Annotated in this window: 14 protein-coding genes; all 14 read left to right on the forward strand. The window is 41.1% G+C overall.

Features of this window, described 5'->3' with window-relative positions:
• The first annotated feature begins 15 nt into the window (after positions 1-15).
• Positions 16-885, forward strand: coding sequence for an agmatinase (gene speB / locus ACOI1D_RS11425; RefSeq protein ID WP_422501417.1), 870 nt, complete (start codon positions 16-18; stop codon positions 883-885).
• Positions 886-2,004: 1,119 nt separating this feature from the next.
• Complete coding sequence (locus ACOI1D_RS11430) at positions 2,005-2,439, forward strand: DUF1934 domain-containing protein (RefSeq protein WP_422501418.1); 435 nt, start codon at positions 2,005-2,007, stop codon at positions 2,437-2,439.
• A complete protein-coding gene (gene argS / locus ACOI1D_RS11435) occupies positions 2,436-4,103 on the forward strand; it encodes an arginine--tRNA ligase (protein ID WP_422501419.1) in 1,668 nt (555 codons plus the stop codon). The genes ACOI1D_RS11430 and argS overlap by 4 nt, the downstream gene beginning before the upstream one ends.
• A gap of 322 nt (positions 4,104-4,425) precedes the next feature.
• Positions 4,426-6,537, forward strand: coding sequence for a (Fe-S)-binding protein (locus ACOI1D_RS11440; RefSeq protein WP_422501420.1), 2,112 nt, complete (start codon positions 4,426-4,428; stop codon positions 6,535-6,537).
• A gap of 155 nt (positions 6,538-6,692) precedes the next feature.
• Positions 6,693-7,871 (forward strand): acetyl-CoA C-acetyltransferase, encoded by a 1,179-nt coding sequence (locus ACOI1D_RS11445; RefSeq protein WP_422501421.1) that lies wholly within the window; start codon positions 6,693-6,695, stop codon positions 7,869-7,871.
• A 432-nt stretch (positions 7,872-8,303) separates the two neighbouring features.
• Positions 8,304-9,152, forward strand: coding sequence for a 3-hydroxybutyryl-CoA dehydrogenase (locus ACOI1D_RS11450; RefSeq protein ID WP_422501422.1), 849 nt, complete (start codon positions 8,304-8,306; stop codon positions 9,150-9,152).
• A 107-nt stretch (positions 9,153-9,259) separates the two neighbouring features.
• Positions 9,260-10,396: an acyl-CoA dehydrogenase gene (locus ACOI1D_RS11455; RefSeq protein WP_422501423.1), complete on the forward strand. Its 1,137-nt coding sequence runs from the start codon at positions 9,260-9,262 to the stop codon at positions 10,394-10,396.
• A 15-nt stretch (positions 10,397-10,411) separates the two neighbouring features.
• Entirely contained in the window at positions 10,412-11,551 is a 1,140-nt protein-coding gene (locus ACOI1D_RS11460; protein WP_422501424.1) for an acyl-CoA dehydrogenase, read from the forward strand.
• 37 nt (positions 11,552-11,588) lie between these two features.
• The gene (gene meaB, locus ACOI1D_RS11465) at positions 11,589-12,524 is read left to right on the forward strand and encodes a methylmalonyl Co-A mutase-associated GTPase MeaB (protein ID WP_422501425.1); all 936 of its coding nucleotides are present in this window, start codon (positions 11,589-11,591) and stop codon (positions 12,522-12,524) included.
• Positions 12,525-13,157: a TetR/AcrR family transcriptional regulator gene (locus ACOI1D_RS11470; protein ID WP_422501426.1), complete on the forward strand. Its 633-nt coding sequence runs from the start codon at positions 12,525-12,527 to the stop codon at positions 13,155-13,157. It abuts the gene before it with no gap.
• Between the two features lie 26 nt (positions 13,158-13,183).
• Entirely contained in the window at positions 13,184-16,426 is a 3,243-nt protein-coding gene (gene icmF / locus ACOI1D_RS11475; RefSeq protein ID WP_422501427.1) for a fused isobutyryl-CoA mutase/GTPase IcmF, read from the forward strand.
• Between the two features lie 438 nt (positions 16,427-16,864).
• Positions 16,865-17,086 carry a hypothetical protein gene (locus tag ACOI1D_RS11480; protein WP_422501428.1) on the forward strand — a complete coding sequence of 74 codons (222 nt, stop codon included), beginning with the start codon at positions 16,865-16,867 and terminating at the stop codon, positions 17,084-17,086.
• Positions 17,087-17,272: 186 nt separating this feature from the next.
• A complete protein-coding gene (rpoE, locus tag ACOI1D_RS11485; protein WP_422501429.1) occupies positions 17,273-17,755 on the forward strand; it encodes a DNA-directed RNA polymerase subunit delta in 483 nt (160 codons plus the stop codon).
• Between the two features lie 366 nt (positions 17,756-18,121).
• On the forward strand, positions 18,122-19,726 hold the full coding sequence (locus ACOI1D_RS11490; RefSeq protein WP_422501430.1) for a CTP synthase: 1,605 nt from the start codon (positions 18,122-18,124) through the stop codon (positions 19,724-19,726).
• The last annotated feature ends 86 nt before the right edge of the window (positions 19,727-19,812 follow it).

Genomic DNA, 19,812 nt, shown 5'->3' on the forward strand with positions numbered 1-19,812 from the left:
AAAAGAGGTGTCACCATGCGGTTTGATGAAGCATATTCAGGTAAAGTTTTTATCATGTCCCAGAAAAATTTTGAAAATGCTAGTGCGGTCATTTATGGAATGCCAATGGATTGGACTGTTAGTTTCAGACCGGGATCACGCTTTGGGCCAGGTAGAATCCGGGAAGCATCAATTGGCCTTGAGGAATACAGCCCCTACATGGACAAGCACTTGGAAGAGGTTGCTTTTTTTGATGCTGGAGACATTCCACTGCCGTTCGGTAACGCTGAACGAAGCCTTGGGATGATCGAAGAATATATTGATAAGCTGTTAGAATCTGGCAAGTTTCCACTCGGACTTGGTGGCGAGCATTTGGTAACATGGCCGGTAATAAAAGCAATGCATCGCAAACATCCAGACATGGCGTTTATACATATTGATGCACACGCTGACTTGCGTCTGGAATACGAGGGGGAAGTCCTGTCACATTCAACACCTGTTCGTAAGGTCTGTGAGCTGATTGGTGCCGAAAATGTTTATTCTTTCGGGATTCGTTCTGGAATGCGGGAGGAATTTCAATTTGCAAAAGAGAGCGGCATGCACATGTCGAAATTTGATGTAGCCGAACCACTACGAAAAATTTTGCCAACATTAAGTGGACGCAAGGTTTATGTAACGATTGACATAGATGTACTCGACCCAGCATTTGCGCCAGGTACTGGAACTGCTGAAGCAGGCGGAATCTCGTCAAAAGAACTATTAGAAGCAATACAGCTAATTTCAGATTCTGATGTCGAAGTGATTGGGTCAGACCTAGTCGAAGTCGCACCAGCTTACGATCCATCACAACAAACAGCAATCGCCGCAAGCAAGTTCGTACGAGAAATGCTACTCGGCTGGGTATAAGAGGATGTTCAAAAAGTCCGGTAAAAATGACACATCGAATTTCTTCGTTAGCTTGCTTTTCCGTTGCTCACGTATTAATACCATACGTTCCGCTACTCAAAACTACGCTGCCTCGAACTTCTCGGTCCTTTTTATCCTCCTTTTTGAACACGCGCTATAAAAAAGCAAAAACGGTTAAACAAACCACTATGTGCTGATTTTTTCACATAGTGGTTTTACTATTAGACTGTTTTTTAAAGATTGTTGTTTTTGACATAAATCTGTAGAATGCGAACTAATGAAAATTTCTTTAGCCGCCGTTCCGGCAGAATACTTCGCTTTCCGCGGGCACGGCCTCAGCCTCCTTGCCCCGACAAGGGGTATGCCGATGTTGTCCGCAAAGGACGGTCTTAGTCGGCCCTCATTATTTAACCACTCTGCGGGGCCTTCGGACTCGCGCTGTTCCCGCAGGAGTCTTCGCATTCTGCCTACACTAAGAAGTCTGTGTTTTAATGGTACATTTCCTCCCTTGAAGAGAAAGCTAACTAAGCTGCGAAAAATCCACCACTATTCTTGGATAACGGATGATCCCGTGGCCGCGACTTTTGATATTCTTAGATAACAGGTGATCCCTTGGTAAACTGCAGGGTATTTAGACACTTGCTAGTCATGCAGTCCAAGGAAGACTTCGGCAATGTTACATCACACGATGAAGGAACTGTATTATCGAGGTGTCGACTGACCGCAGCGTAAATCAGTCAGTTCAGTTGGAGGGTCGTTTATCAGTACTACGCCAGCGGAGGAAAAACACGAAGACTCCTGCGGGAGGAAAGGCATAGGTTAGACCCCGCAGTGCGCAGCACGAGGAGGCTCACCAGCCTCCCGCGGAAAGCGTAGTGTATTTCCGTAGCGGTAAGTTACTCCACAGTTTGTATCAACTGAGAGGATTAAAAAGTAACAAAACTTGTGAAAAGAGTCTACTTTTAACAAGAGCGCCCAGAATCAACTGTCACCTGAGAATTATCAACCATATTAACAAGTCAAACCCAGTCAACAAAAATAATTCACACCTATATATTGATATCGACCTTCATTTATCGGTATAATAAGACATTATACGTAATAATCAGGAGCGATAGAATGGAAGCACAGCATCGAACAGTTTCAGGTACACTTCATATGGAAATTTCCGATAAGGCTGAGACTGAAAAAACCACAACGCATTTTACAGGTGATTTCTTTCGACGAAATAACATGGACGTTATTACATTCAAAGAGAAAAATGATGATCTTTTAATAAAAAACTTAATAACGATTCATGAAGATAAAGTCAGTATTAAACGATCAGGTGACATTACAATGCACCAGAAATTTCACGTCAATCAAAAGACAGAGAACGTTTTTAAGCATCCACACGTGAATATACAAATGGAAACATATACGCAAAAACTTGGTTACCAAGCTCCAACAGGTAACGACCAGGGGAAGCTGACCATAGCATTTACCGTAAAATTAAATGGACAAGATGAACGTAATCATCAATTGACCCTACTAATCAAGGAGGACCCCAAGTGAATATACTTGCGCAAACAGAACAAACGTTAAAAGAAGAAATAGCAGTCGCTGTTGTCAAAGCTAATCTTGCAGAAGAGAGTGAACTGCCAGCTATCATTTTAGAAAAACCAAAGGACAAAGCACATGGTGATTTTGCTTCTAATATAGCTATGCAGTTAGCACGAATTGCAAAGAAAGCCCCTCGTCAAATTGCCGAGGAGATTGTAGCTTCACTCGATAACACGAAAGCTTCAATTGAAAAAGTAGAAATTGCTGGACCAGGTTTTATTAACTTTTTTATGAAAAATACTTATCTTGGCGAGCTGGTTTCAACAATTCTTGAAGCGGGAGAAAGTTATGGAAAAACAAATACCGGGAAAGGCGAGAAGGTTCAAGTCGAGTTCGTTTCTGTAAACCCTACAGGTGACCTACATCTTGGACATGCTCGTGGTGCTGCATTTGGGGATGTACTTTGTAATGTTTTTGATGCTTCCGGTTTTGATGTAGAACGTGAATACTATATTAATGATGCTGGGAATCAAATTGATAAACTGGCAATTTCCATCAATGCACGCTACTTGCAGGCATTAGGAAAAGAAGTAGAGATGCCTGAAGATGGTTATCATGGCGCGGATATTATCGAAGTAGGAAGGAAGTTAGCTGCAGAGTCTGGTGAAAAATGGGCAAATGTAGAGCAGGAAGAACGTCTTCAGTATTTTAAAAAATATGGCTTAAGCTATGAGATCGGCAAAATTGAAGAAGACCTAGCAGACTTCCGAGTGAATTTTGATAACTGGTTCTCAGAAACGTCTTTATACACAGATGACAAGATTTCAAAAACACTAAAGATCTTACAGGATAAAAATTACACATATGAAAAAGATGGTGCAACATGGTTCCGCTCAACCGACTTTGATGACGACAAGGACCGTGTGTTGATTAAACAGGATGAAAGCTTTACGTACTTAACACCTGATATTGCGTACCATAAAGATAAATTTGAACGTGGATATGAAAAAGTGATTAATGTATGGGGAGCTGACCATCATGGTTATATTCCCAGAATGCGTGCGGCCATCCAGGCACTTGGCTACAGCAAAGATGACTTTGAAGTTAAAACAATCCAAATGGTAAATTTGTTTGAAAATGGCCAAAAGGTAAAGATGAGTAAACGGACTGGAAAGGCAGTTGCGTTACGCGAGTTAATGGAGGAAGTAGGAATTGATGCTGTCCGCTATTTCTTCGTAACACGTTCCAATGACTCACACCTGGATTTTGACATGGATTTGGCTCGATCACAATCAAGTGAGAACCCAGTTTATTATGTACAATATGCACATGCGAGAATTTGTACAATGCTTAAACAGGGTGAGGAAAAAGGCTTTGTGCCAGGAAAAGATTTTGATGCCACATTGTTAACAACAGAAAAAGAAACAGATCTATTGAAAAAGTTAGGCGAATTCCCTCAAATTGTTGCAGATGCAGCAGTTAAGCGGACACCACATAAAGTAACCCAGTTTGTTTTTGATCTGGCAACATTATTACACAGCTTTTACAATGCTGAAAAAGTGTTTAGTGATGATCAGGAATTAACAAAAGCAAGATTGGCTTTAATGGATGCAGTTAGAATAACCACATCCAACGCGCTCGCATTAATTGGCGTTACTGCACCAGAAAAAATGTAGGTGATAGGTAAAAATTGGAATAAGAATTTAATATAGTTGCGACGCTTATCCCGTGTATGGAAGAAGAAAGCGAACTATACCAGTAAGTATAAGGTAAGTTTCGTGAAGTCAATCTTTTTAAACGGTTAAGCAGTCGCCTATGTTTGTTTCTAAAATAAATATTTCCCTATAATTATGTTGACTGAATGATCATTCATGTTTAAACTAGATAGTAGTATAGTAGATTACTAAGATAGTTTTTGGTTTTAGTCATATATATTAAAAAAGAAATGCAATCGCTAACATTTTGACAGTACATCAGAATTTAAAGGGGGAGCGAATAGTGGATACATTTTTACTATTAAACTTGGTGGCTTTTATAGCTATCGTCATCTATGGCCTGTATTTATTCGCTAGAGTTGTATTAACACGTATTGCATACATTAAGCTTGGACAGAAATCAGAGTTTGACAGGGACTTCAAGGAACGTTTCCGTCGAATAGGTACAATTGTTTTTGGTCAGGCAAAATTATTGAAGGATAAAAAGTCTGGAACCATTCACGTCATGATGTTCTATGGTTTCATACTCGTTCAATTTGGTGCACTTGATATGTTTATCAAGGGTCTTTCTCCGGAAAATCACCTGCCATTTGGACCGTTATACCCTGCCTTTACATTTTTCCAGGAAATAGTGACGTTAACGATTCTGGTTGCTGTTGTTTGGGCGTTCCACCGTCGTTACATTGAAAAACTTGTCCGTTTAAAACGGGGTTTTAAAGCAGGGCTGGTATTGATTTTTATTGGTACATTGATGCTATCTGTTTTATTTGGTAACGGATTTGCAATGATCTGGCATGGACATGAAGCGGCATGGACGGAACCGATTGCTAGTTTAGTAGCTCTTGCATTTGGTTGGTTAAGTCCACTTGCGGCAATGGTTCTGTTCTATATAGCATGGTGGGTGCATACCATAACGATTTTGACATTCCTGGTTTATGTACCACAATCGAAACACGCGCATTTACTTGCTGCGCCTGTTAATGTGTTTTTAAGTAAACGAGTACCTGGTAAATTGAAAAAGTTGAATTTTGATATAGATGAAGATGCAGAAGAAAATGAAGATGAGATTTCATTTGGAGTAGGAAAAGTAGAAGACTTTGAACAGTTCCAAATGATTGATTTTTATGCCTGTGTAGAATGTGGACGCTGTACAGATGTCTGCCCTGCGTCAGGGACAGGGAAAATGCTGTCACCAATGGATCTTATGGTTAAAATACGTGATCATCTGACTGCCAAAGGTGCAGCGGTTACTGGAAAGTCACCATGGGTTCCATCTTATGCTTTTGCTGGAACAGCTGGAAATCAGTTGGCAAGTGGAAGTGAATCCGGTGAAAAGAGCATACAGGACATTAGCCTGATTGGTGACGTTATTACAGAAGAAGAGATAAGTGGCTGTACAACATGTCGTGCTTGTGAAGAAGCTTGCCCGGTTATGAATGAACATATGGGTACAATTATTGACTTGCGTCGCTATCTTGTAATGACGGAAGGTAAAATGAACCAGGATCAACAACGTGCTGTAATGAACATCGAACGTCAAGGAAACCCATGGGGATTATCAAAAAAAGATCGCATCAAATGGCGTGAACTGGACGAATCAGTATATATTCCAACTGTAAAAGAATTGAAAAAAGAAGAAAAAGAGTTTGAATATTTATTCTGGGTAAGTTCAATGGGGGCTTATGATAGCCGAAGCCAAAAAATTGCTTTATCATTTGCGAAATTGATGAATCAAGCTGGAGTCAGTTTTGCTATCTTAGGTAATAAAGAGGCAAACTCAGGAGATACGGCTCGCCGCATCGGGAATGAGTTTTTATTCCAGGAGATAGCCGAGAAGAATATTAAAGAATTTGAAAAAAGCGGCGTAACAAAAATCGTAACAATCGATCCGCACGCATATAATATCTTTAAGAATGAGTACCCTGACTTTGGTTATGAAGCTGAGGTCTACCATCATACACAAATGCTTTACGATCTTATAATGGATGGTAGATTACAGCCAAATGGTGAAATTAATGAACGTCTGACATATCATGATTCCTGTTACCTGGGAAGATATAACGGCGTATTCGATCCACCACGTGAAATCCTGCATTCAATTCCAGGTCTCGAATTAGTAGAGATGGACCGCAACCGTGAAAACGGAATGTGCTGTGGCGCTGGTGGAGGACTCATGTGGTCAGAAGAGACGACAGGTAACCGTATCAACGTTTCGCGTACTGAACAAGCTATACAGGTAAAACCAACGATGATATCAAGTGCATGTCCATATTGCTTAACGATGCTAAGTGATGGAACGAAAGCAAAAGAAGTAGAAGAAGATATCTCAACAATGGATGTTGCTGAAATTCTTGCATTATCCGTGTTTGCCGAGGAACAAGTGAAAACAGCTTAACAAGTTAGAGAGGTAGCACTTACCTCTCTAAACTTTAGTTGTAAACCTGAGCGAGCGTTCAATCGAGTGAAGCATTTTGATTTATAATCTATACTTAGAAAATAAAGAAAGCGTTGCCAATATTAATTTTTTAAACAGAAAGGGATGGGAAAATAATGAAAAAAACTGTTATCGTATCTGGAGCACGTACACCATTTGGAAAATTTGGAGGAGCATTACAGCCGTTTACCGCATCACAATTAGGCGGGAAGGCAATACGTGAAGCACTTAATCGTGCAGGTATAGCCGAAACTGATGTAAACGAAGTAATCATGGGAACTGTATTACAAGGCGGTCAAGGACAACTCCCTTCACGCCAGGCAGCACGAGCAGCTGGTCTGCCATGGAATGTAAAAACGGAAACAATTAATAAAGTATGTGCTTCTGGCATGCGCAGTGTAACATTAGCAGATCAATTAATTCGCCTGGGAGAAGAAGATGTGATTGTAGCGGGTGGAATGGAAAGCATGAGCAATGCACCATATTTTCTGCCTGATGCTCGTTGGGGTAACCGAATGGGTGATAAAACCGTCAAGGATATGATGATTCATGATGGGCTGACATGCTCATTTGAAGGAGTCCACATGGGTAATTATGGTAACAGCACCGCAACCAAACACGAGGTATCAAGAGATCAGCAGGACGAATGGTCATACCGTTCTCATCAACGTGCTGTCAAAGCAATCGATGATGGAAAATTTGCTGAGGAAATTGTATCGCTTGAAGTACCACAGCGTAAAGGTGACCCTATTGTAATTGATACAGATGAAGCACCACGAAAAGATACTACAGTAGAGCGTTTGGCAAAATTACGCCCAGCATTTGGTTCAGACGGTACGATTACAGCCGGAAATGCACCAGGAATCAATGATGGAGCCGCTGCATTCGTTGTAATGTCAGATGAAAAAGCAAAAGAATTAGGAAAAACGCCTATGGCAACTGTGCTAGGTCATGCTGAAGTAGCAGTTGAAGCAAAAGACTTCCCAGAAACACCAGGACTTGTTATTAATAAGCTACTTGAAAAAACAGGTTACTCAAAAGATGATATTGACTTATATGAAATTAACGAAGCATTTGCAGTTGTGTCACTTGCAAGTGGAAAAATCGCAGGAATAGATCCAGAAAAGGTTAACGTAAATGGTGGAGCAGTCGCACTTGGACATCCAATCGGAGCAAGCGGGAGCCGCATTATTTTAACATTAATCCACGAACTAAAACACCGAGGCGGTGGACTAGGCATCGCAGCAATCTGCAGCGGAGGCGGCCAAGGCGACGCAATACTAGTAGAAGTATAAAAGAAAAGCGGAGGCGACTGATCAGCGACGTACGAATAGATGGGCCTGTGGAAAGTGCGTCGAACTGTACGTACTTGTAAAAGGACTAATCTATTTGCTAGTCGCTAGGAGCCACAGCTAGCCAAAAGAAAAGCGGAGGCGACTGATCAGGGGTGAAGGGTTAAAATCGAGCATAAAAGTGTGGAAATCGAGCGCCAATTCGTAAAAACGAGCACCAATCACGAAGAAACGCGCGCCAATCAAAAAAATCGAGCACCAATTAATTGATGCTCGATTTCATGGTGGAGGTGCTCGATTTCATCAGGTTGGTGCTCGAAAATCAAAGGTTAATGGTTCAAACAATCACAAAACCAACCCACACCTACATCCGCAAACAGAAAACAAACGTAATAAACTAATTATAAAAATACATATACCAAGGAGGCATAAGCCATGGGAATACAAAAAGTAATGGTTATAGGTGCAGGTCAAATGGGAAGCGGAATTGCGCAAGTTTGCGCGCAGGCTGGATTTGACGTGTTACTAAATGACATGAACACAGATGCACTTAATAAAGGGATGGAGCGAATTGAAAAGCTGTTGACTCGTGCAGTTCAAAAAGAACGAATCAGCGAATCAGATAAAACAGCTACGTTAAACCGTTTAGCTGCTTCCAACAGCTTAAACGATGCACATGACTGTGACCTGGTAATTGAAGCTGTTGTTGAAAATATGGATGTAAAAGAAAAGGTATTCGGCGAGCTTGATAAAATTGCTCCGCAGCAAGCTATTTTAGCTTCCAATACATCATCACTTCCGATAACTGAAATTGCGGCGGTTACAAAAAGAGCCGATCAGGTAATTGGTATGCATTTTATGAATCCTGTACCTGTGATGAAGTTAGTTGAAATTATTCGTGGGCTGCAAACTAGTGACGAAACATACCAGGCAATTGAAGAAATGACGAATAAGCTCAGCAAAGTTCCTGTCGAGGTTGAGGACTTTCCTGGATTTGTTGCGAACCGAATTTTAATGCCGATGATTAATGAAGCAATTTATACTGTTTTCGAAGGCGTTTCTTCCGTTGAGGACGTGGACACAGTGATGAAGTTGGGCATGAATCACCCGATGGGCCCGCTGGAGTTAGCTGATTTTATCGGTCTCGATACATGCCTCTATATCATGGAAGTATTACATGAAGGGTTCGGCGACAGTAAATATCGCCCATGTCCATTACTACGCAAATATGTGAAAGCAGGCTGGTTAGGCAAAAAAAGCGGCCGAGGCTTTTACCAGTACTAGGTAAGGAAATCACGCGGGCCAGAGCTACCGCGCACGGGGACAAACCAAAATTAAACTAACAAAAAAGCACAAATGCAACAGGGGGAAGACCCCAGGGAGGTGGATTTATGAATTTTACTGATGAGCAGGAAATGATGCGGAAGATGGTTCGTGATTTTGCACAAAAGGAAGTTGCGAATGAAGTAGAACGAATGGAAAGAGAAGACCGTCATCCTAAGGAGTTGGTCCAGAAAATGGGTGAGCTTGGCCTAATGGGTATCCCGATTTCAGAAGAATATGGCGGTAGTGGAATGGATTTTACATCTTACGTAATTGCAATCCATGAGATTTCAAAAGTGAGTGCAGCACTTGGTGTTATTTTATCTGTTCATACCTCCGTTGGTACGAATCCAATTTTTTATTTTGGGACAGAAGAACAAAAACAGAAGTATTTACCTAAGCTGGCAACTGGTCAGTACTTAGGGGCATTTGCGTTGACGGAGTCCAGTGCAGGATCCGACGCTGCAAGCTTGAAATCAAGAGCAAAAAAGGATGGCAATAATTACATTCTTAATGGGTCAAAGGTATTCATTACAAATGGTGGCGTGGCCGATACGTATATTACTTTCGCTCGAACCAGTGATGAACCCGGAGCAAAAGGTATCAGTGCATTTATTCTTGAAAAAGATACACCTGGCCTGACAATTGGTAAAACGGAAAAGAAAATGGGATTACACGGAACAAAAACAGTAGAGTTAAATTTTGACCAGTGTATCATACCAAAGGAACAGCTTCTCGGGAAAGAGGGAGAAGGATTTAACATTGCTATGGCGAACTTAAACTTTGGTCGAATAGGAATTGCAGCCCAGGCATTGGGAATCGGTGAAGCGGCTTTAGAGCATTCTGTTAAATATGCAAAAGAACGTGAACAATTTGGTAAGCCTATCGCGACAAATCAAGGGATTTCGTTTAAAATAGCAGACATGGCAACAGATGTGGAAGCTGCAAAACTACTAGTCTATCAGGCAGCATCAATGGTTCAGGCAGGTGTTCCGTGCAATAAGGAAGCATCGATGGCAAAACTTCATGCATCGAGAACAGCCAGGCTGGCTTCAATTGAGGCTGTGCAGATATTTGGAGGGTATGGCTACACAGAAGATTATCCGACAGAACGGTTTTTCCGTGATGCAAAGATTACCGAAATCTATGAAGGTACTAGTGAAATCCAGCATATAGTCATTGCAAAACATTTATTAAAAGATTAGGGAGGATATACAACAATGAACTTTAAACTAACTGATGAACAGGAAATGCTTCGCAAAATGGTCCGTGATTTTACAAAAAAGGAAGTAGAACCGACTGCTGCAGAACGTGATGAAGAAGAGCGTTTTGATCGTGAGATTTTTGATAAAATGGCTGAACTTGGTTTAACAGGAATTCCGTGGCCAGAGGAATACGGTGGTATCGGAGCGGATTATGTAAGCTATGTAATTGCAGTTGAGGAACTTTCACGTCTTTGTGCATCTACAGGTGTGACGCTATCTGCTCATATTTCACTTTGCAGCTGGCCGATATTTACTTATGGAAATGAAGAACAAAAGCAAAACTTCCTTACGCGTCTAGCGACGGGTGAAGCATTGGGAGCGTATGCATTGTCTGAGCCTGGTGCAGGTAGTGACGTAGCTTCTATGCGCACTTCAGCTAAGAAAGATGGCGATGACTACATTCTAAACGGCAGTAAAGTCTGGATCACAAACGGTGGCGTTGCAGATATTTATTTAGTTTTTGCTAAAACAGATGCTGATGCAAATCATAAGGGAATCAGTGCATTCATTGTTGAAAAAGGTGCGGAAGGATTTACATTTGGTAAAAAAGAACGGAAATTGGGCATCCGCTCATCACCTACAACCGAATTAATTTTCGAGAACTGCCGTGTTCCTAAAGAAAACATGCTTGGAGCAGAAGGTGAAGGATTTAAGATTGCGATGTCGACACTAGATGGCGGACGTAATGGTATTGCAGCTCAAGCGCTTGGAATTGCCCAAGGAGCACTTGATGCATCCGTTGATTATGCAAAAGAGCGTGAACAGTTTGGTAAGCCAATTGCACAGAACCAAGGTATTTCTTTTAAACTAGCAGATATGGCAACTGACATTGAAGCGGCCCGCCTACTAACCTATCAAGCGGCATGGCTCGAATCAAATGGCTTGCCATACGGGAAACAATCAGCAATGTCCAAATTATTTGCTGGGGACGCAGCGATGCGAATTACCGTTGAAGCAGTGCAGGTATTTGGTGGTTATGGCTATACAAAAGACTATCCAGTAGAGCGCTACATGCGAGATGCTAAAATAACGCAAATATATGAAGGCACAAACGAAATCCAACGACTTGTTATTGGAAGAATGCTTACGAAGTAATAATCACGTTTAAAAGCAAGAAAGGATGTACCCCCTTATGCACAATCTGGTAGAGCGGATGAAAAATAGCGATATACGAGCATTGGCAAAAGCAATCACCATGGTTGAAAACGATCACCCAGAAAAGCTAACACTCATGCGTGAAGTTTTTTCCATGGAAAAAAATGCACACTTTATCGGAATAACCGGTCCCCCAGGAGCAGGCAAAAGCTCCCTCGTGAACCGGTTAATTACCCAAATTCGCAGTGAGGGAAAAACAGTTGCAATAATCGCTGTTGATCCTACAAGTCCGTTCTCTGGTGGTGCGTTACTGGGTGACCGCGTCCGAATGAATGAGCACTTTACAGATGACGGCGTCTATATCAGAAGTATGGCAACCAGGGGGAGCCTTGGGGGTCTTGCTCGAGCTACCAAAGACGCATTACGTATCTGCGATGCTTATGGGTTTGATGTAGTAATCGTAGAAACTGTCGGTGTTGGTCAATCTGAGCTGGATATTATGAAGGTAGTGGATACAACAGCACTTGTTCTAACACCAAACAGTGGGGACGTGCTGCAGATTTTCAAAGCTGGCATCATGGAAATAGCCGATTTGTTTGTCATTAATAAGGGTGACTTACCAGGCTACGGTAAACTTAAAGCACTCTTAAGGGAACTCGTGATGATGACAGCGACAGAAAATCATGAGAAAGCGATTATTAAAACCATCAGTACGGAGAACAAGGGGATAGATAAGCTGTGGGAAAAAATAAACGAACACCATGATTTTTTATATGCAACAGATGAAGGCAGAAAACGTCGCTCGAGTCAACAGAAACACGAGGTTTATGAACTGCTTCGCGAAGAAATATGGCGTGATGTTAAAGGCTTTATTGAAGCCAATGAAGATTTTTCGCCGATTGACGAAGACAGTGATCCATACCAGCAGGCCATTGATTGGTTCCAAAAATGGAAAAAGGAAGGGGTAAACTAAATGACCCAAAAACAAATCCTTTCCTCTGTAAAAGACCAGGACTTAATTGAAAAAAGGCGTAACCAAATGATTAAAGGCGCAATCAGCCTTTTTAAGGAAAAAGGTTTTCACCGGACAACAACACGTGAAATTGCCAAAGAATCCGGGTTTAGTATTGGTACGTTGTATGAATACATCCGCACAAAGGAAGATGTATTATTTCTTGTCTGTGACTCGATCTACCTGCAAGTTAGAGAGCGTTTAGAAGCGACGATAGACTTGCAGGATCCGTCAGTTGAGAATTTTGTCAGTGTTATAAAATCATATTTTTTATTGATGGACGAAATGCAGGAAGAAGTAATTATCATGTACCAAGAGGTCAAATCACTAGAAAAAGATACAAAAGCATATGTGCTGCAAAAAGAACGCGACATGGTAGGAATGCTTGAGCGTGTGATTGTAACATGCTTGTCAGATGCAGTTCCTGAACAGGATGCAAAGCTTTTGGCAAACAATATATTCATTCAAGGTCAGATGTGGGGCTTTAGAAGGTGGATGCTGCAAAAGCAGTTTACGCTGGAAGAATACATCGACCGTCAAATTCATTACCTTATGCAAGGTTTGAATCTAACAAACATACAGCCTATGAAATAGTTAAAAAATAGATGGGAGGCTTGATGATGGAACAAGTAGATGTTTACAAACCAACTAATCCAGTTCGCTTTGTAACGGCATCAAGTTTATTTGATGGACATGATGCTTCGATCAACATCATGCGACGAATTTTGCAAGCAAGTGGTGCAGAGGTTATTCACTTAGGGCATAACCGCTCAGTAGAAGAGGTTGTTCACGCTGCGATTCAGGAAGATGTACAAGGAATCGCAATGTCATCCTATCAAGGGGGCCATGTGGAATATTTTAAATACATGGTTGATTTGTTAAAGGAACTTGGTGCTGATCATATTAAAGTATATGGCGGTGGTGGAGGAACAATTATTCCACGCGAAATTAAAGAACTGCACGATTATGGGGTAGCGTGGATATTTTCTCCAGAAGATGGGCGTAAATACGGCCTGCAGGGCATGATTAACCGTATGCTGGAGCAATGTGATTTCATACCACCAGTTGATGTGAAAAAAGATCAGGATAAACTAATTGATGGTGATCGCCAGGCAATGGCTCGCTTTATCACATACATGGAAAACAGTGAAGTTACGGAAGACGAGAAACAACAAGTCCTTCAATCACTTCAGAAAAAAACAACAAAAAACACGCCAGTATTAGGTATTACAGGTACAGGTGGAGCTGGTAAAAGTTCATTAACAGACGAATTAATACGACGCTATATCAATGAAATTCCAGACAAAAAGGTTGCTGTAATTTCAATTGATCCAACGAAAAAGAAAACAGGTGGAGCGTTATTAGGTGACCGAATTCGAATGAACGCTATATTTACAAATCGTGTATTTATGCGTTCTCTTGCAACGCGTGATTCTAAAAGCGAGCTTTCAAAAGCAATTCAGGATGTTATCGATGTTGTGCGCGCATCAGGCTATGATTTTATCATTGTAGAAACAAGCGGAATTGGTCAAGGTAACGCTGCAATTACAGAAATCACTGATTTGTCGATGTACGTGATGACAGCCGAGTTTGGTGCACCATCCCAACTTGAAAAAATTGACATGATTGACTTCGCTGACTTTATTGTTATCAACAAATTTGAACAAAATGGTTCTGAAGATGCGTTGAACCAAGTTCGTAAACAGTACGAGCGAAGCCGCATGCTGTTTCATCAGGACCAAACTAAATTCCCTGTTTTTGGAACAATTGCAAGTCAATTCAATGATGCAGGGACTAACGCACTTTTTGCATCCCTAATTGATACATTGAATGATAAGTATGACTGGAACAGTGACATCAGATTTGAGCGCAATATTATTGCAGAAAAGCAAAACATGATCATCACGAATGAGCGTCGTCATTATTTACGCGAGATCGGTACGCACATACGTAATTATCACAAGAAAACTGAAAGTCAAAGTGAGATTGCACGCAAGCTTTATCAACTGCAAGGTGTTAAAGAGACAATTGATAATGATGAAGTTATTCAAACGATTGATCAAACCATTGAATCCTATGAAGAAAAGCTCGAACCTGAAGCTAAAAAGATGTTGGGTAATTGGGATGATTTGAAAGAAAGCTACGCTAAAGATACCATGAAATTTTCCGTGCGAGATAAAGAAATTGAAATGGATATCGTCACTGAATCACTTTCAGGTATAAAAATTCCTAAAGTTGCTTTCCCGAGATTTGCTGATTGGGGCGAACGACTAACATGGTTGATGAAGGAAAATGTTCCAGGCTCATTTCCGTTTACTGCAGGTGTATTTCCTTTCAAGAGAAAAGGAGAAGACCCTACACGTCAATTTGCTGGAGAAGGTACTCCTGAACGAACAAACCGTCGTTTTCATTACCTTGCAAAAGACGGCGATGCAAAACGTCTATCGACTGCATTTGACTCTGTAACACTTTATGGAGAAGACCCAGCGCCACGTCCGGACATTTACGGGAAAGTTGGTGAAAGTGGTGTGAATATCTGTACGTTGGAAGATATGAAAAAGCTCTATGATGGATTTGATTTAACGAATCCAATGACGTCTGTATCGATGACCATTAATGGACCAGCACCAATAATCTTGGCAATGTTTTTTAATACAGCAATTGATCAGCAGGTTGATAAGTTTAAGGAAGAACACGATCGTAGCCCGAATGAGGAAGAATACGTACAATTGAAGGAAGATACATTAGCAGTTGTTCGTGGTACGGTCCAAGCTGATATTTTAAAAGAAGACCAAGGCCAGAACACATGTATTTTTTCAACAGAATTCGCATTGCGGATGATGGGCGATATTCAACAATACTTTATCGATAAACAAGTACGAAACTATTATTCTGTATCAATTTCTGGGTATCATATTGCAGAAGCTGGAGCAAACCCGATTACGCAATTGGCATTCACATTAGCTAATGGCTTCACATATGTCGAGTATTACTTAAGCAGGGGAATGGATATTAACAAATTTGCACCAAATTTGTCCTTCTTTTTCTCAAATGGACTTGATCCAGAATACACAGTAATTGGGCGTGTTGCACGTCGCATTTGGGCAATTACGATGCGTGACAAATACGGAGCAAACGAAAGAAGTCAAAAACTAAAGTATCACATCCAGACTTCCGGACGCTCCCTGCACGCACAGGAAATTGACTTTAATGATATTCGTACGTCTTTGCAAGCGTTAATAGCAATCCAGGACAACTGTAATTCCTTGCACACCAATTCTTATGATGAAGCCATCACCACACCTACTGAAGAATCAGTGCGTCGCGCAATGGCAATTCAAATGATTATTAATAAAGAATTCGGTTTAACAAAAAATGAAAATTCCTTGCAGGGATCATTTATTGTTGACGAGTTAACAGATCTTGTCGAAGAAGCAGTACTGCAGGAATTTGAAAAAATGAATGACCGCGGCGGTGTACTTGGTGCAATGGAACGCCAATACCAACGAGGAAAAATTCAAGAAGAATCCCTTTATTACGAAGGCAAAAAACATTCAGGAGAACTTCCAATTGTTGGAGTGAACACATATATCAATCCAACTCCACAATCAGAAGACGAAGTTAACTCAATGGAAATTGCACGCGCATCAACCGAGGAAAAAGAACACCAAATTGCTGAAGTGCATAAATTCCAGCAAGCAAACGAAGCACACACCGAAGCAGCACTCACACGACTCAAAGAAGTTGCCGCAAACGACGGAAACATATTCGTTGAGCTGATGGAAACAGTAAAAGTAGCAAGCCTAGGCCAAATCACCAACGCCCTCTACCAAGTAGGCGGACAGTACAGAAGGAATATGTAGAAAGAAAAGCGGAAGCGCCCGTTTATTGGCGTATGCCCTGGACGGAACCGTATTAGATAAAGGAAACACGAAGAGCGAGAGCGATTCGATGTTGACTTATCGTAAGGAGGAGCCGGAAGGGCACTAGCCAATGGGCGCTGGAGCTAGACAGAAAGAAAAGCGTAGAAGGCTTGCTCAGCGGCGACATGCGTAAGCAGAAGACCGAAGAGTGGATGGTTTACCCACTCGAAGTGTCTAATGCTTACGACACGAGCCGCTAGCCTTCGAAGCTAGACAGGAAAGAAAAGCGGAAGCGCCTGGTCTGGGGTGAAACGCGTAAGCAAGAGACCGTAGAGCACTTGAACTTAGTGCTCGGAGTGTCAATTGCTTACGACGCGAACCCCAAGGCGTCGAAGCTAGACAGGAAAGAAAAGCGTAGAAGGCTTGGTTAGCGGCGACATGCGTAAGCTTTGGGCCGTGAAGGTGGATTCCTGGGCCAGGTCGCTCAACTTTCTTGTGTTGACGCTCGACTTCTTGCCCGTGTCGCTCAACTTTATTGTATTGCCGCTCAACTTTTTGGTCGTGCCGCTCAACTTTCTGGATGGTTCGCTCGACTTCCTTGAGTTGACGCTCAACTCCCTTGTTTGGCTCCTGGGCCGGGAGCGTTTTGAAGAAATTTAACAAAAAGTTGGGAAGCACATCCATGTTTTCTCAACTTTTTGTGTATTTCTCTAGCATATTTGGTATATGTTTGTTTATAATGTATGATATGGTAAATACAAGGAAACTATTAAAGAATACTTTTACATATAAAGGGAGTGCATTACCGTGAGCTTGAAAAAATACAGCCACGAGGAGATCTCGAAAATGTCCATGATTGAATTAGCAAATTTGATCTTATTGGATAAGAAGAAAGCAGTAAACTTCAGAGATATTTTCAAAAAGATTGCAGATTTAAAAGGATTTGACGAAAAAGAAAAAGAAACAAATATTACACAGTTTTATACAGATTTAAATATTGATGGTCGCTTTATGACAACGGGATCAAACTTATGGGGATTAAAAACCTGGTATCCTGTTGATCAGCGTGATGAAGAATTAACTGCTATTGCTCCTAAGAAAAAGAAAAAGAAGCCGGCTGCTAAAAAGAAACCAAAGAAGAAAGCAAAAGATTTTGATGAGGAAGAAGAAGAGTTGGACATCGTTGACGAGGATATCGAAGAGTTAGCAGACGACTTAGATGATGACGATGACGATGATCTTTTTGACGATGACGATGACGACGAAGATGAAGAAGACGATGATGATGAAGACGACGAAGAAAAAGACCAAAAAAAGACCAAAAAATAACTAAAAGTAAGCTTGACTTTTTCATCGCTTATGCTACAATTTTTATTGGGCTCTTGAATTTTACGTTAATAAAGCGTTCCTCCTATATAGTGGGGGAGCGCTTTTCTTGTTTTAGCAGGTAAGAAAGTATAAATCCTTTCTTACTGCATAAGTGCAACTAAGTGGCCATTAAGGCTTGGCGATAAGCCAAGTTTTCTAATAGCGGGGTATCGGTTCCCTTATAGATAGGGTGCCCTTAACCGGACGTTATGAAAGTACGTACAGTAGACAATTCTATATATTTGTACTTGCTTACGCTTTTTTTGTTTTTAGCAATAATATAGCTAAAGTTTGAAATGATAAGGATAATAGAAAGAGGGATGCAAGTTGACTAAATACATTTTTGTAACAGGCGGCGTAGTTTCATCACTAGGAAAAGGAATTACAGCAGCATCATTAGGTCGTTTATTGAAAAACCGAGGGCTTAAAGTAACCATTCAAAAATTTGATCCATACATTAACGTTGATCCTGGAACAATGAGTCCTTATCAGCACGGGGAAGTTTTTGTAACAGAAGATGGAGCTGAAACAGACCTCGACCTTGGTCACTATGAACGTTTTATTGACATTAACTTAAATAAATACAGTAATATCACAACAGGTAAGGTGTACTCCAGTGTTATTAAAAAAGAACGTCGAGGCGATTATTTAGGTGGAACTGTTCAAGTAATACCACATATTACAAATGAAATAAAAGAGCAGGTTTATCGGGCGGGACAAGCTACTAAAGCAGACGTAGTTATAACAGAAATTGGTGGTACTGTTGGCGATATTGAATCGTTGCCATTTCTAGAAGCCATCCGCCAAATTAAAAGTGATATAGGAAGAGAACATGTGATGTATATCCACTGTACCCTTGTACCTTATCTAAAGGCAGCAGGCGAGATGAAAACAAAGCCTACCCAGCATAGTGTGAAAGAATTGCGGTCACTAGGTATTCAGCCGGATGCTATCGTGCTGCGTACAGAATTGCCAATTAGCAAGGATATGAAAGAGAAAATCGCCTTGTTCTGTGATATTAATGAACAGGCAGTTATTGAAATGCGTGATGCTGATATCCTGTATCAAGTACCAATTGCTTTACAGGAACAACAACTTGATCAATTAACATGCGACCATTTCGGGTTATCATGTGGACCAGCTGATATGGATGAGTGGAAGCAACTGGTAAATAAAGTTCGTAATCTGTCCAAAACAATTACCATCGGATTGGTTGGGAAGTATGTAGAGTTACCGGATGCGTATTTGTCAGTAGTAGAAGCATTAAAACATGCGGGTTACCCATATGATACAGATGTAACCGTACATTGGATAAATGCGGAAAAAATGGATAAAGAAACAATCAAGCACGAATTATCACGTGTTGATGGAATTCTTGTGCCAGGTGGTTTTGGAGATCGTGGCATCGAGGGTAAAATTGAAGCGATCCGTTATGCACGTGAAAATAAGATACCTTTCTTCGGTATTTGTTTAGGAATGCAGCTTGCAACGGTTGAGTTTGCACGAAATGTACTAAACTTAGAGGGTGCACATTCAGCAGAAATTGACCCTCAAACACCTTATCCTATTATTGACCTGCTGCCAGAGCAAAAAAACATATCTGATCTTGGTGGTACTCTTAGACTTGGTATTTACCCTTGTAAGTTAAAGGACGGTACAAACACAAAGGCCGCATACAATGAAGATTTAGTGTACGAACGTCATCGTCACCGTTTTGAATTCAACAACGATTTCAGGCAGCAAATGGAAGATAACGGATTTATTTTTTCTGGTACAAGCCCTGATGGTCGTTTGATAGAAACAATTGAAATTGTCGATCATCCTTGGTTTATTGCATGTCAATTCCACCCTGAATTTAAATCACGCCCAACGAATCCACAGGCACTTTTTAAAGGATTCATTGGAGCAGTAGTAGAGGAAGTAAAAAAATAATAGAATCAACCTGACGACAAAGCCCGCAAGTATAGAGATTGCGGGTTTTGTCGAATGTAATCGTCGAAATTTAGGGATTGATTTTT

This window comes from Virgibacillus sp. DJP39 (assembly GCF_049310925.1).
Taxonomy (GTDB): domain Bacteria; phylum Bacillota; class Bacilli; order Bacillales; family Amphibacillaceae; genus Virgibacillus_F.

Excerpts from the sequence above, each read along its gene's own strand:
- ACOI1D_RS11480 (WP_422501428.1), top strand. The coding sequence starts at position 16,865 with ATGCGTAAGCTTTGGGCCGTGAAGGTGGATTCCTGGGCCAGGTCGCTC.
- icmF (WP_422501427.1), top strand. The coding sequence starts at position 13,184 with ATGGAACAAGTAGATGTTTACAAACCAACTAATCCAGTTCGCTTTGTA.
- ACOI1D_RS11450 (WP_422501422.1), top strand. The coding sequence starts at position 8,304 with ATGGGAATACAAAAAGTAATGGTTATAGGTGCAGGTCAAATGGGAAGC.
- ACOI1D_RS11445 (WP_422501421.1), top strand. The coding sequence starts at position 6,693 with ATGAAAAAAACTGTTATCGTATCTGGAGCACGTACACCATTTGGAAAA.
- ACOI1D_RS11460 (WP_422501424.1), top strand. The coding sequence starts at position 10,412 with ATGAACTTTAAACTAACTGATGAACAGGAAATGCTTCGCAAAATGGTC.
- ACOI1D_RS11430 (WP_422501418.1), top strand. The coding sequence starts at position 2,005 with ATGGAAGCACAGCATCGAACAGTTTCAGGTACACTTCATATGGAAATT.
- ACOI1D_RS11455 (WP_422501423.1), top strand. The coding sequence starts at position 9,260 with ATGAATTTTACTGATGAGCAGGAAATGATGCGGAAGATGGTTCGTGAT.
- meaB (WP_422501425.1), top strand. The coding sequence starts at position 11,589 with ATGCACAATCTGGTAGAGCGGATGAAAAATAGCGATATACGAGCATTG.
- speB (WP_422501417.1), top strand. The coding sequence starts at position 16 with ATGCGGTTTGATGAAGCATATTCAGGTAAAGTTTTTATCATGTCCCAG.
- ACOI1D_RS11470 (WP_422501426.1), top strand. The coding sequence starts at position 12,525 with ATGACCCAAAAACAAATCCTTTCCTCTGTAAAAGACCAGGACTTAATT.
- rpoE (WP_422501429.1), top strand. The coding sequence starts at position 17,273 with ATGTCCATGATTGAATTAGCAAATTTGATCTTATTGGATAAGAAGAAA.